Source organism: Thioalkalivibrio sp. AKL7 (assembly GCF_000381705.1).
Classification (GTDB): Bacteria; Pseudomonadota; Gammaproteobacteria; order Ectothiorhodospirales; family Ectothiorhodospiraceae; genus Thioalkalivibrio; species Thioalkalivibrio versutus.
Window position 1 is genome coordinate 45548 of sequence record NZ_KB906954.1, and the last position, 13423, is coordinate 58970.

Annotated in this window: 10 protein-coding genes and 1 pseudogene; 7 read left to right on the top strand and 4 right to left on the bottom strand. The window is 65.7% G+C overall.

Features of this window, described 5'->3' with window-relative positions; translation table 11 throughout:
- Positions 1-61: 61 nt before the first annotated feature.
- Both G315_RS0111225 and G315_RS0111230 read right to left on the bottom strand, forming a co-directional pair.
- On the bottom strand, positions 62-1096 hold the full coding sequence (locus G315_RS0111225; RefSeq protein WP_038032303.1) for an alpha/beta fold hydrolase: 1035 nt from the start codon (positions 1094-1096) through the stop codon (positions 62-64).
- Positions 1086-3107 (bottom strand): site-specific recombinase, encoded by a 2022-nt coding sequence (locus G315_RS0111230; RefSeq protein ID WP_018146204.1) that lies wholly within the window; start codon positions 3105-3107, stop codon positions 1086-1088. Before G315_RS0111230 ends, G315_RS0111225 begins: the two co-directional genes overlap by 11 nt.
- A 266-nt stretch (positions 3108-3373) precedes the next feature.
- Here G315_RS0111230 and G315_RS0111235 point away from each other — a divergent pair, with 266 nt between their 5' ends.
- The 3 genes from G315_RS0111235 to G315_RS0111245 all read left to right on the top strand — a co-directional run bounded on the left by G315_RS0111235 (position 3374) and on the right by G315_RS0111245 (position 5928).
- Complete coding sequence (locus tag G315_RS0111235) at positions 3374-3988, top strand: BMC domain-containing protein (RefSeq protein WP_018146203.1); 615 nt, start codon at positions 3374-3376, stop codon at positions 3986-3988.
- A 1-nt stretch (position 3989) separates the two neighbouring features.
- On the top strand, positions 3990-4562 hold the full coding sequence (locus G315_RS0111240; RefSeq protein ID WP_018146202.1) for an NUDIX hydrolase: 573 nt from the start codon (positions 3990-3992) through the stop codon (positions 4560-4562).
- A 76-nt stretch (positions 4563-4638) separates the two neighbouring features.
- Entirely contained in the window at positions 4639-5928 is a 1290-nt protein-coding gene (locus tag G315_RS0111245) for a TlpA disulfide reductase family protein (RefSeq protein ID WP_019612523.1), read from the top strand.
- Between the two features lie 144 nt (positions 5929-6072).
- Here G315_RS0111245 and G315_RS14575 read toward each other — a convergent pair.
- Positions 6073-6171 (bottom strand): annotated as a pseudogene (locus G315_RS14575) (rhodanese-like domain-containing protein); the annotation flags it as partial.
- Positions 6172-6352: 181 nt separating this feature from the next.
- Here G315_RS14575 and pgaA point away from each other — a divergent pair.
- The 4 genes from pgaA to pgaD are packed head-to-tail and all read left to right on the top strand — an operon-like array spanning position 6353 to position 12625.
- On the top strand, positions 6353-8749 hold the full coding sequence (pgaA, locus tag G315_RS0111250; protein ID WP_018146200.1) for a poly-beta-1,6 N-acetyl-D-glucosamine export porin PgaA: 2397 nt from the start codon (positions 6353-6355) through the stop codon (positions 8747-8749).
- Positions 8749-10803 carry a poly-beta-1,6-N-acetyl-D-glucosamine N-deacetylase PgaB gene (gene pgaB / locus G315_RS0111255; RefSeq protein WP_018146199.1) on the top strand — a complete coding sequence of 685 codons (2055 nt, stop codon included), beginning with the start codon at positions 8749-8751 and terminating at the stop codon, positions 10801-10803. The genes pgaA and pgaB overlap by 1 nt, the downstream gene beginning before the upstream one ends.
- A 9-nt stretch (positions 10804-10812) precedes the next feature.
- Positions 10813-12075: a poly-beta-1,6-N-acetyl-D-glucosamine synthase gene (gene pgaC / locus G315_RS0111260; protein WP_018146198.1), complete on the top strand. Its 1263-nt coding sequence runs from the start codon at positions 10813-10815 to the stop codon at positions 12073-12075.
- A gap of 34 nt (positions 12076-12109) precedes the next feature.
- Positions 12110-12625 (top strand): poly-beta-1,6-N-acetyl-D-glucosamine biosynthesis protein PgaD, encoded by a 516-nt coding sequence (pgaD, locus tag G315_RS0111265; RefSeq protein WP_018146197.1) that lies wholly within the window; start codon positions 12110-12112, stop codon positions 12623-12625.
- A 112-nt stretch (positions 12626-12737) separates the two neighbouring features.
- Here pgaD and G315_RS0111270 read toward each other — a convergent pair whose 3' ends face one another.
- Complete coding sequence (locus G315_RS0111270) at positions 12738-13412, bottom strand: rhodanese-like domain-containing protein (RefSeq protein WP_038032300.1); 675 nt, start codon at positions 13410-13412, stop codon at positions 12738-12740.
- Between the last annotated feature and the right edge of the window lie 11 nt (positions 13413-13423).

The following is a 13423-nucleotide window of genomic DNA, read 5'->3' on the forward strand; positions in this document are numbered from 1 at the left end:
TCCGAAGGTTGGCTGGGTCCACCGTAGCGCCAGCGCGCGGTGGTGGCCAGAGAAACCCGAGTCAGTGCTTTTCGCGCAGGTACTGCGCCAGGGCGTCGGGCGAGCGTTCGTGGCCCGAGGGGAGGCTTCCTTGGGGGTCCCGCAGCCAGGCGGCGATGTCGTCGAACGTGGTCTCGGCCCCGGTATACCGGGTCAGCATGTGATAGCCCTCGGGGTACAGCGCGGCCCGATGGTCATCGGATCCCTGGGCGCTCAGGGCCTCCAGCAGGCGCGCCAGGGGCAAGGGTGGCACCAGATCGTCGCGCGCTCCGTACAGCGTCAGGCTCGGTGGGGGCAAAGCCGGGCCCGCCTCCAGCGCGTGGGTCATCAGGGTGGTCAGGCCGTCCAGGGCATCGATGCGGGCATCACGCAACACCAGCGGGTCGTCACGCATCTGTTGTAGCACCGCGGGGTCATCGGTGGGGTGGATGTCGAGGTCAGCGGCCATCTCGCCGTCCAGGCGCCAGCCGGGCGCCAGGCGCGTCCCGAGCCACAGGCCGAAGCGCTGATACCAGGGCATGTCGCCACGGCTCCAGACCGCCGGGGCGATCAGGACCGTGCCGGCGACCCGGGGCGATGCAGTGGCGGAATCGGTCGTTTCCTCCATCGCCAGCAGCGCGACAGCGCCGCCCATGCTCTTGCCGATCAGGTAGGGCGTCTGGTCGGGGTAGCGCTCTTGCAGCAGCCGGAGTGCGGTGCGGGCGTCCTCGGCCAGCAGGCGGTGACCGGACCAGTAGCCAGCGTTGCGCGTGGCTCCGAAGCCGCGCTGGTCATAGGCATACACCGCAATGGCGTGCCCGGCCAGCGCCTCGCCCAGCGCCTGCATGCTGCCACCGTGGTCGTTGAAGCCGTGCAGGGCCAGCACAACCTGCTCGGGGGTGTCCGGCCCCCAGCGGTGCAGCGGCAGCCGGTCGCCATCCGTCGTGTGGATCACCTCGGAGGCGATCATCGGGGTGCGGGTCTCGTCACCGGAGGGGCTGGGTACCGTCCCGGCACAGCCGGCGAGCGATAGCGCGAGTGTCGGCGCCAGCAGACGCAAGGCCCTGCTAACGAGCATCGGACTCGTCGTCGCCTCCGTTGGTCGTGGTCTGCGCGCCGGGCGGGAACAGGAATTCGCCCGGACGTTCGCGCAGGTGGCGACCATAGGCGCGAACGACGCGGCCAAAGGTCCCGATGCGCACGCCACGGGCGCGCAGCGCAACGTACAGCGCGAGCCCGAAGCTGACCCACAGGTTGACCGCCCCGATCAGCAGCACGAACCCCAGAAACAGGACGAACATGCCCAGCCCGGGCGCTTCGCTGGCGGTGACATAGCCGAGGTTGGCCGAGGCAAAGGCGACGTGCTGGATGTCCAGGGGCAGGTTCAGCAGGTAGCCGACATATCCGGTCACTCCCAGAAGCACGCCGAACAGGAAGTTGCCGATCAGTGCACCGTAGTTGTGGCCGATCCAGTCGGCCAGGCGGTGGCGTGCCCCGGTCGGCAGCAACCGGCGCAGCAGCGGATGCTCGCGCAGGCGGCCGGGCAGGTCGAGGTAGGCGCAGCGGTTGTCGAAGAAGCCCGCAATCAGGCCGGAGACGAACAGCCAGACTCCGGCGATCGCGGCAAAGAATAGCGCCAGGCCCATGATCGGGTGCAGCCCGTCCACGAGGTAGTCGACCTCACGACCGGACAGGACTGGTGCGCTGAACAGACCCGCCGCAAACAGACCGATCAGGATGGCGGTCGGCAGCGCGATGCCCACGTTGCCGAGTACGGCGGCGAACTGCGAACGGCCCACCCGCATCAGGAGATCGGCCATCGTTCGTGGATCGGCTGTGCCGCGTTCGCTTTCTTCGATGGCGGCGGCCAGACGCGCGGCGGTCATGGCCGGCTGCTTGGTGGCCACGGTGAAATGCAGGATGTGGATCAGCACAAAGCCGAGGCCGTAGTTCAGGCTCACCCACAGGGTGTTGACCGCGTGGGACAGTCCCAGGGATTCGATCTGGATTTTGATCAGGGCCATGACCGCGATGATCAGCCCGGCGCCGGCTCCGGAGCGCAGCATCTGGAAGTATTCGCCGCGCGACTGCGTGATGTAGTGCTCGCCGGTGTCGCTGACTTGCTGGGTGATGCTGCGCGAGACCAGCTTGATGTTGTCCTGCCACAGCGCGCGTACGCCGTGCTGGCGGGCGCTGATGGTGATGAGTTCGCGGAACACCCCGACCGAGGCCGCGCGCGTGTCGCGGTCCGCGTCCGGCTCCAGCAGGTCCAGTAGCTTGTGAATGCGGCCGAGGGTCTGGTCCAGACGTTCCAGAAGGTGGGTGAGCGACAGGCTGTTGCCATGGGTGATGGCCAGCTGGCGCAGGCGCGCGATCTGCTCGCTGCACTGCTCCAGTAGCACCCGGGCATGGCGGTCATCCATGCGCTCGTGATCGGGGTCTTCCAGCGCGGCGCGGTAGTCACGCACGTAGGCGGAGATCTCGCGCTCCTGGGCGACAAAGGCCGAGTTGTGCTCGGCGATCGATGGGTCCAGGCGCAGCAGTTCCGGCTCCAGCTCCTCCGCGGCCACCCAGATCGACAGCATCTCCAGGGCGTAGAGGATCTCCTCGCGCGCCCGTTGCAGGACCCCGGGGTGTTCCCCGGTCAGGCAGCCCAGGGCCTCCAGCAGGCGCCACCAGGCATCATCCGGCAGGGCCGCAACCCAGGCGGCGTCATCGGTCTGGTGAAACACGTGATAAAGCACGTCTTTCAGGTCGCCCCGGTCCATCGGGCGCGGATTGATCCGCTCGTAGATCAGCTCCGCGGCCTCGCGGAAGAAACCCTTGCGCGAGAACAGCCCGATCCCGGTGTACAGCGTCAGGTGCCGGGCGTCCTCCAGCCCGTCCTCCAGGCGCTCACGCAGCCGGTCCTGCAGGCGCGGGTTCTCGCCCAGGGCGAGGGTTAACTGCTCAATACGGGAGATCACCGGCGCGACATTGCGCGGGTCTTCCGGGCGCAGCCAGTCCACGAGCTGGCGCAGGGTCTCGGCCAGATCGAGATCGGCGTCTTCCACGCTGGCGAGGAGGTGTTCCGCATCCTGCTTCGGCATGACAATCCCTGTGGCTGCGGGGTTGGCGTTGCATTATACGAGCGTCTTCCCGGGACGTGTGGCCGCCCGAAGGCCGGCCCCTGAAGGCACTCAACGTTGAGCTTGGCGCGCGCTGCGTTCACAATACGTCCTCCAATTCTCCCGCGTGTGCACGCGAGCCCGCCCATTTCGGGGCGGCTTGCATGAGGCGTGCGCGAATTCCCGCGCGGGTTCGGGCCGCAACGTGCGGGAACCATGGGCCGCGGGCCCTGGCCCAGAGCGAATCGATGATCCAGCTGCGCACCTACGTCTACATGGATTCCCTCCAGCCGCAGCTGGCGGAATACATGGCTACGGTCTCCCAGGGCTTCCTGCCCGTTCCGGGAGACTCCTGCCTGTGGGTGGAAGTGTCCCCGGGGATGGCGGTGCACCGCCTGACCGACGTCGCACTGAAGGCGACCAACGTGCACCTCGCGCAGCAGGTGGTGGAGCGCGAATTCGGCTCCATGGTGATTCACCATCGCAGCCAGAGCGAGGTGATCGAGGCCGGCCGGGTGCTGCTGGAGCGTCTCGGTGCCAGCCAGGAGGACCGCCAGCCCTGTCGCATCCCGTGGCAGGAGACCATCCGTGGGATGACCCCGGACCACACCGTGTTGATCAACCGCCAGAACCGCCGCGGGAACATGATCCTGCCGGACCAGAGCATGTTCATCCTCGAGGCGGAACCGGCCGGCTACATCATTTATGCCGCGAACCAGGCACTGAAGGCATCCAATGTTTCGCTGATCGACGTGCGCGCAGTCGGCGCTTTTGGTCGCTTGACCCTCGCGGGACGGGAAGGCGACGTGGACGAGGCGGCGCGTGCGGCGATCCACGCGCTGCACAACCCCGCCGGGACCTGAGATGCATCGCGCCCAGCTGCTGGACCTGCTCGCCCGACACCAGACGACCTTCATCGAGGAGGCCGGCTACGTCCGCCGCGCCCTGGAGTTCGTCAGCGAGCACCCGGACTGCTTCCACTGCGATCTCCTGCCCGCGCATGTAACCGGTTCCGCCTGGGTGGTCAGCCCCGACCGTGAGCAGGCCCTGTTGCTGCTGCACGGCAAGCACCACCGCTGGTTCCAGCCCGGCGGGCATGCCGACGGCCAGGCCGACATCCTGCAGGTGGCGCTGCGCGAGACCCACGAAGAGACTGGCCTCGCCCCCGAGCAGATCCGCCTGGTGGAAGAGGATGTCTTCGATCTCGATATCCACACCATCCCGGCCAGCCCGCATTTCCCGATGCACGAGCACATCGACGTGCGCTTCCTGCTGGAAATCGACGACCGCCTGCCGGTGCCCGGCAGCGACGAGTCGAACGACATCCTCTGGGTGCCGCTGCAGCACGTCTCGCGCTACAACAACTGCCGTTCCCTCTGGCGCATGGTGGAAAAGACCCGCCGTCTACGCACGTTCCGGCATACGCACCCGCGCTGACCCAATCCCTCGGGGCTCTTCCGGGCGGCGTTCCCGCGGGCATGACGGGACGCTATAGTCGCGGTTGGTTCCCTTGATGGATGCCCGCGTGTCGACACGATTCCTGCCGCGTCTGTGCCTGCTGCTGTCTCTGCTTCTGCTGTTTCCGCCGGCGGGTGCCGGAGAGGTTGAATCGCGGACGTTGACAGTCACCGATCCGGCCGGCGTCGACCTGGGCGTCACCGTGTACCCGGCCACTGGCGATCGGCTCTACCTGTGGCTGCTTCCGCAGGCGGGCGAACACGCCAACCATGCGCGCTTCGGGCACGAGCTGGCGGCGATGGGCGTGGAGGTCTGGCAGGTCGATCTGCTGGATGCCCATTTCCTCCCGCGCACCAATGAGAGCATGCGCAGCCTGGATGGCGTCAGTGTGGCCGCATTGCTGCGCGCGGCGCACGCGCAGACCGGCAAGCAGGTGATGCTGGTCGCCTCGGGCCGCCCGGCGATCACCGCCCTGCGCGGCCTGCGTCAGTGGCAGGAGGACGGCCCCGAAGAGGCCTACGTACTCGGTGCGGCGCTGGCCTTCCCCAACCTGATGGTCGACACGCCGGTGGCGGGTGCCCACGCCGAGTTCGTCGATGTGGTGCGTGCTACCAGTCTGCCGGTCTTTCTGCTGCAGCCCGCACAGGGCGTCTATCGCTGGCACCTGGACGACATCCTGACCGACCTGCGCCGCGGCGGCAGTGCGGTGTTCGTGCAGACGGTCCCGGATGTGCGCGACTTCTATTACCTGCGCCGCACCGATCCCGAGCCGGAGGAACAGGCCGCGGCCGAGCGCCTGCCTGCGCAACTGCTGCAGGCGGGCCGGCTCCTGGCCAGCGTCCCGCGCCCGCTGGCGGCCGCGCCGCTGCCGGAGGCCACCCGTGCGATCGAAGTCGGCCGCGGGCTGGTGGCGCGCGATCGTCCACGGCCGGTCGCGGACTTCGCGCTGACCGATCACCTGGGTGACGAGCAGTCGCTGTCCGATTACGACGGCCAGGTGGTGCTGCTGAATTTCTGGGCCAGCTGGTGTCCGCCCTGCGTGCACGAGATCCCGTCGATGAACCGCATGGCCGAGACCCTGGGCGAGGGCTTCGCCATCGTATCGGTCAATTATCAGGAAAGCGCCGAGCACATCACGGCCTTCATGCAAGAGGTGCAGGTGGATTTCCCGGTCCTGATGGACTTCGACGGACGGGTGGCTGCCGATTGGCGCGTTTTTGCCTTCCCCAGTTCGTTCATTCTCGATCGTGACGGCCGCGTGCGCTATTCGGTCAACAGCGCCATTGAGTGGGACGACCCCGATGTCATCGCCACGGTCGAGGCCTTGATGGCGGAGCCGAAGTAGCTGATTCGCTGCCTGGCGGAGTCACCGCCGATTCGCCACCCATTCCGTCCTTGCGAGCACCGCGAAGTAATCGGGTGGGGCTGTGCCCTGGTCTGGCCGATGGCGTCGCTGCGCTTGCAACGACGAGGCAGGTGTCCTCTCGGGCTAGCCGTCGGTCTCGCCCTCGACCGTGGTCAGGCCGAAGGCGTGCCACATCTGCATGCCGCCGCGGTACCACTTGAGGCGCTCGGCCGGGTAGCCGAGGCCCCCGAATCGGCTTCCGGGAGGATTGTTAATATCCGGTCTCCTGCATGTTGTATGTGATAGCCTTCACAAAAATGAAAGGTCGCGGGTTAGGGGGCTGATGGACAGGGGAGTGGAGTATGACCGGGCGCGCATGCCCAGGGTCTTTGTCGGGAAGTGGGCACGGGTCACTTGCGGCGTTTTGCTGCCATGGATCCTGTCGGTCCCCGGCTACGCTGCAACTCTGGACCAGCAGCGCGAACAGGCCGTTGCACTTGCCCAGGAAGGGCGGGTGATCGAGGCCGCCGAGCGTTTGCGTGCGCTGGAGGCCCGCTCCCCGAATCAGCCCCGCCTGCAAGCGGACCTGATTGTTGTGTTGCGTCTGGTCGGGGACAACGCCGCGATCGTCTCTCGAACCCAGGACCTCGATCCCGAGTCCGTCCCGGACTATGCCCACATGAGCTGGGCCTTCGCCCTGCGTGACGAAGGCGAATTTGCGGCAGCGGCGACTATCCTGCGCGACTCTAGGAAAAGGCTGGGTAGTTCCGCGCAGATCCTTTTCGCCGTGGCCAGCGCCGAGGCAGGTGATGCAGCAACGGCGCGCCAGGCCCTTGCGGAAATTGACCCCTTGCCCGAATCGGTTCAGGAGCTGGCTCTGATGGCGTATGGCTTGCGCCAGTCGGATACACCGCGTCAGGCTCTGGCAATGGCCAATCGTGCGCGCGCGCGCGATCCACTGCATCCTCTTGCATTCCAGGAGCAGACCCTTTCCCTGTGGACTCTTGGCGCCAGCAACCGGGCGTTGTCCGCGATGCAGGAGCGGCCGGATCTGTTCGAGGACGGTGTTCGCTATCAGGCCGAGGCGGATGCGATCGCGGCGGATATCCGGCAGGCACTGGATATCCGCTCCGAGCTGGAGGCCGAAGGACGCCACGAAGAGCGGGACCGGGAGCTGAATCGGGTCCTGGCCAGCGCGGACGAATTTCTTTCGCGCATCCCGGAGGCGCATCCGCAGCATTTGCGGGTCCGTTTCGATCGAATCGCCTTGTTGCGGGAACTCGAGCGAATGCCGGAGACGGTCGCGGCATTCGAGGCACTACCGGACCGCACGATCGCACCGGCCTATGTGCGTCGGGCGGCGGCCGATGCCTACCTGGCTGAAGAGCAACCCGAAACGGCCCTGCCCCTGTACGAGTCCCTGGTTCCGGAGGACGAGCCGCCGGAGGTCTCGTTGCTGCTGGACCTCTATTACACGCACATCGCGCTCGAGGAATATTCCGCGGCGGCGGCTCTGCTTGAGCGCGCCCAGCGCCACACGCCGGTCTGGCTGGAAATCGATCCGGATCGTGATCCGATCCCCAACTGGGAGCGGGTCGACGTCGATCAGCTTCGGGTGTACGACGCGGCCTATCGCCAGGATCTCGATCGAGCCTGGGAACGCAGTGGAGAACTGGTCCGTCAGGCTCCGGCCCACACCGGTCTGCGGAACACCCAGGCGCGCATGGCTCGCTGGCGCGGCTGGCCGGCGCGCTCGCGTGACATCACCGAAGTGGCGGAGCGCTGGGCGCCCGATGCACGGGATACGCGACTCAATCGGGCGGAGAATGCGCGCGACCTGGGCGAGCACGACACCTGGGTCCAGGAAGTCGAGTCCCTGCGGGCCGATTATCCCCGGAGTACGGATGTTCAGCGCCTGTCCGAAGAGCTGGAAGACCGTGGCCGCCCCTCCATCGAGAGCGAGGTCGTTTTTGGCCGGACATCGGGTGGCGAAGGGCTGGTAAGCGGTGATCGCGACCGGGAATGGCGTACCCGACTGAATTCGCCCTGGTCCGATCATCCACTTCGGGCCTTTCTGGAACATCGCTACACCACGGCGTCATTCGGCGATACCGATGGACGCTATGACCGCATTGGTGCGGGCATCGAGTGGGACGCGCGGCGCCAGCAGGCCTGGTTGCGCTTCGATCGTGATCTCAAGGGGGATGCCAATCCCGGGATCGCGGCCGGATGGTCGCGGTGGCTCGGTGACCACTGGCGGATCGGCGTCGAAGCGGACAGCTACTCGATGGAGACGCCCTTGCGGGCGATCGATGCGGGTCTGAAAGGCTGGTCGGCCTCAGCTTCCGTGGACTGGCGGGCCCACGAATCCCTCTCGGCGTATGCCAACGTGGGCCTGTTGTCGATTGATGACGGCAATCACCGGAGCTCGCTGGGCGGGGGCGTCACACGACGAGTGTATGCCAGTGCCCACCACACGACCGATGTGGGCGCCGATTTCTTTTTCCAGAACAACAGCCAGCCGGGCGGACCCTATTTTAACCCGGAGCAGTCGGCCAGCACCTCCGTTCGGGTGGACCACGACTGGATTACCTGGCGTGACTACGACCGGGCCTTTACGCAACATTTTCACGCCGCGGTCGGTACGGGCTACCAGTCCGGGTTTGGCAGTGACCCGACGGTGGCGCTGCGCTACGAGCATCGCTGGGATCTGGATCGTCGCTGGTCCGTCGACTACGGCCTCGGCTGGGGTTCCACTACCTACGATGGTGACCGGGAAGACCGGCTGTTCGGGCTTGTGCGCCTGCGAGGGACCTTCTGATGCGTCGTCTTATGATCATCCTGCTGATGCTTGCGGGGGTATCGCATGGCCTAGTGCATGCGCAGGACGCCTTCACCATCCCGGGTGGGCACTTCCTCGCGCTTTCCTATCATGATGTACGCGACGACGTGCAGCCGGGGAGGGATGCGGACCCGTACGCCGTCAGCACGCAGCGGCTGGTGGAATGGTTTGACTGGATGGAGCGGCAGGGGTGGCGGCCGGTTTCGTTGCAGCAGATCGTTGATGCCCGCGAGGGAAGGGAGCCGCTGCCGGCCAATGCGGTGCTGCTGACCTTCGATGATGGTCTGGCCAGTGTCTACAGCCACGTGTTCCCGTTGTTGCAGGCCTATGAGTATCCGGCGCTGGTCGCGCTGCAGACCGGTTGGTTGGAGACCGTCTGGGCGGGCGAGGATGTCACCTACAACCCCGAGACATTCGCGGATGTCGCGAGCCCCGAGCCGGCAGCAGATCAGCCCCCGCCCGGGACCGTCACGTACAACGAAGCGCCGCTCGGAGCCGAGGGCTTTCTGGCGCTGTCCGAGTTGCGCGAGATGCAGGCATCGGGGCTGGTGGAATTCGCCAGTCACAGTCACGACCTGCATCGCGGCATCCTGGCCAACCCGCAGGGGAACGAGCAGCCAGCGGCCATTACGCGTCGTTATGACCCGGAAAGCGGCCGTTACGAGGACCACGACACGTTCCGTCAGCGGATCCTCGATGACATGCGGGCCAGCAGTGCCTCGCTGGAGGCGATGGTAGGTGTTGCGCCGCGCGCCATCGTCTGGCCCTACGGCGCTCACAGTGCGGAGGTGGACGCACTGGCGACGGAGGCCGGGATGCCCTGGTCGATCTCGCTAGGCGCGGACCCGGTCAACCACCCGGAACAAGCGCGGGTCAACCGCTTGCTGATCAGTGGAGATCCGCGGCCGGTACAGATTGCGCAGAGCGCGCGTCCCGAATCCGCGACACGTGCGACATCGCCGCAGCCACAGCGGGTGGTCCATGTGGATCTTGACTACGTCTACGATCCCGATCCGGAGCAGACCAATCGCAATCTCGGTGTACTCCTGGACCGCATCCAACGGATGCAGGTCCGCACGGTCTACCTGCAAGCCTTTGCCGACCCGAACGGTGATGGCAACGCGGATGCGTTGTACTTTCCGAATCGGCACCTGCCCGTGCGTGCCGACTTGTTCAATCGCGTCGCCTGGCAGCTGCGGACGCGGGCCGGGGTGCGTGTGTATGCCTGGATGCCTCTGCTCTCGTTCGATTTGCCCGACCGGGACCTCCATGCCGCGCTATCGGTGCGCCGGCCCGGACCCGAAGGTGCCCCCGTTCCGGCGGACCGCGACTATCGCCGCTTGAGCCCGTTTCTCCCCCGGTCTCTGGAGATTGTCGGCGATATCTATGCGGATCTCGGGATGGCGGCAAGCGGTATCGCCGGGGTGTTGATCCACGACGACGCCTATCTGGCCGCCGACGAGGACCTGGCGGCCTGTCAGGGCGGAGCGCGCTGGCCCGGAACGGACCGCCCGCTCTCGGATTGCACTCTGCGGCCGGAGGAGAAGACCCAGGCCCTGATCGATTTCGGGGACGAGGTGATCGGCCGGCTGCGCTATTTCACCAATCTGTCTCTCGAATTTCGCACCGCGCGCAACCTGTATGCGCGGGTGATTCTCGAACCGGAAGCCGAGGAGCGGTTCGCCCAGGCGCTGCCCGCTGCGGTCGAGGCATACGACGAGGTCGCCATCATGGCCATGCCCTGGCTGGACGGGACCGAGCTTCCGCCGGATGTCTGGCTGGCCCGACTCGCGGATGCGGTGGAGGAGCAGATCGGGGGCTTCGAGGACGTTGTATTCGAGTTGCAGGCGCGTGACTGGCGCGGCGAAGGCCGCTGGCTGGAAGCGACGCTCTTGCGCGACTGGATGGAGCAGCTTGTGCGGCGCGGGGTGCTGAACTTCGGGTACTACCCGGACGACTTCCTGCGGGATCAGCCGGAATTCGGCCCCACGTTCGAGGGCATGTCTCTGAATGCCTTCCCTCATCCGCGATAGGGAGTCGGCATGACCTTCAACGCCCTGACCAATTTTGCCTTCTTCTACCCGCTAATCATGGCCTGGGTCTGGATCATTGGGGGCGTCTGGTATTACCTCCGCTGGGAGCGCCGCAAGGGGGCCGACCCCGATCATCCGCCCGACAGTGGCAGTCTGGCTGCGTGCAGCATCATCATTCCTTGCTTCAACGAGGCAGAGGTGATTCGCGACACGATCCATTACGCCCATGCGAGCGAGTACCACGACTTCGAGATCATCGCCGTCAACGATGGCAGCAGCGATGCAAGCCCCGAGATCCTCGAACAATTGACCCACGAGTATCCCCGTCTGCGCGTGGTGCACCTGGCCAGCAATCAGGGCAAGGCCGTTGCCCTGCGGACCGGGGCACTGGCGGCGCAGAACGACTTTCTGATCTGTATCGATGGCGACGCGTTGCTGCATCCGAACGCCGTGGCCTGGATGATGTTCCACCTGACTTCGGGTCCCCGAGTGGGCGCCGTTACCGGTAACCCGCGCATCGTCAACCGCAGCAGCCTGCTGGGCAAGCTTCAGGTTGGGGAGTTCTCGGCCACCATCGGTCTGATCAAGCGCGCCCAGCGAGTCTACGGGCGCATATTCACCGTCTCGGGAGTGATCGCGGGTTTTCGTCGCACGGCCCTCGATCGGGTCGGGTACTGGAGCAGCGACATGGTCACCGAGGACATCGATATCTCCTGGCGGCTCCAGCTTGACCACTGGGATATACGATACGAGCCCAATGCGCTGTCTTACATCTACATGCCGGAGACTCTGGCAGGACTTTGGCGTCAGCGCCTGCGCTGGGCTCAAGGGGGGGTGGAGACGGTGCTCCGCCACGGCGCCAGTCTGTTCCATTGGCCCAAGCGGCGGCTATGGGGCGTGGCCCTCGAGTATGTGGTCAGTATCGTCTGGGCCTACGTCATGTTTGTCATCATCCTTGTGGCCTTGCTGGGTCTGGTTATCGAGCTTCCGGAAGGCTGGATCCAGCCGGGGCTTCTGCCGCAATGGGCGGGCGTAATTCTCGGACTGACCGCGCTGATGCAGTTCCTTGTCAGTTTGATGATTGATCGTCGCTACGAGGTCGATGGCCGGTTTTTCCGCAATTATTTCTGGGTGATCTGGTATCCACTGGCGTTCTGGCTGTTGTCCATGGTCACCACGGTCGTGGCGGTCCCGCGCGCCCTTCTCAAGCGTTCCGGAGAGCGTGCTCGATGGATCAGCCCGGATCGCGGGCTGCGGCCCCCGGAAGAATGAGCCCATGAAGCACTTGCGACCGCGTGTTCCCAAAATGATCGACCGCTCGGATCTGGAGCCGAGTAGAAAGCGCTATATCAGTCAGTTGGTCAGTCTCGTTGGATGGGGCATCTGGATCTACCTGTTCACACCCCTGATCGCATTGGTCGGGTGGGCGCTGGGCGTGGAGTTGTTCGAGCGCTACATCCTGGATGACCCCATGGGCACGTTGCGGGCAATTCAAACGTACGCCATCACGATTGTCTCGGCGGGCGTGATCTTCATAGGGTGGGCCGGTTACAACTGGTTCCGCTTTTACAACAAGGAACGTCGGCGCGCACCGGAACCGGTCGGGACCGAGGAGTTGGCCCGGCATTTCGGCATCGATCGTGACGAGGCCGAGATTATCGCAACGGCTCGCATTGTGACGGTTCATTTTGATGAGACCGCACGGATCGTCGATGTCCAGACCATGGTTCCGCGAGCTCCATCGGAGCTCGCAGGCGATTCCGACGAATCCAGTGACTCTGACCCGCCGGCGGACCCGAATGGGGAGCGCCGCTACGGCTGACTGGCGGTGGTTTCTTTGTACGCCCGTTATTGGTCGGCCTTGCCGCCCGCGGGGTTACCTACACGCCGGATTGCTTCGCAGCGCTCGCAATGACGAGATGGACGTGAACGGGCTAGTCGCTGGTCTCGCCCTCGACCGTGGTCAGGCCGAAGGCGTGCCACATCTGCATGCCGCCGCGGTACCACTTGATGCGCTCGGCCGGGTAACCGAGGTTGGTCAGGGTGCGGATGTTGGTGGGTGACTGGCCGCACCAGGGGCCGTTGCAGAACAGCACCAGGGTCTTTGCCCGGCTGAAGTCGTAGAAGTCGCCGTCGAAAATTGCGCCGAAGTCTTCGGTCAGCACGTTGCGCACGTCGTCCGGGTCCGCGCCGGAGGCAAAGTGCAGGCGGTCCCAGGGGATGTTGACGGCGCCGGGGATGGTGCCGCGGCGGTATTCGCGCGGGGTGCGCGAATCGATGATCACCAGGTCGTCGTGCTCCGTGGTCTGCTGGAGGTAGTCGATGAACTCCAGCTCGCCCAGGGTCTCGACGCCGGGCCCAAGGCTCATCGGCTGGATACAAAACGGCGGGCAGGGCCGTGCGATCTGTGCGTAGTCGAGGTCGATGGTTGCGAAGGTGTCCTGGTCGCGGGTCACCGTTACCAGTTCGTCGCCGTGGCGCACCTCGAACTCGGCCATGTCGGTGGTGATGCCGACCTCTGTTTCCGCGAATGCCGGAGCGCTCAGGAACAGGACCGCCGCTGCGAGCAGGTTTGATCGCACTTTTGGTGCGGTAAAGGGTGCTTTCATGGGGGAGGCTC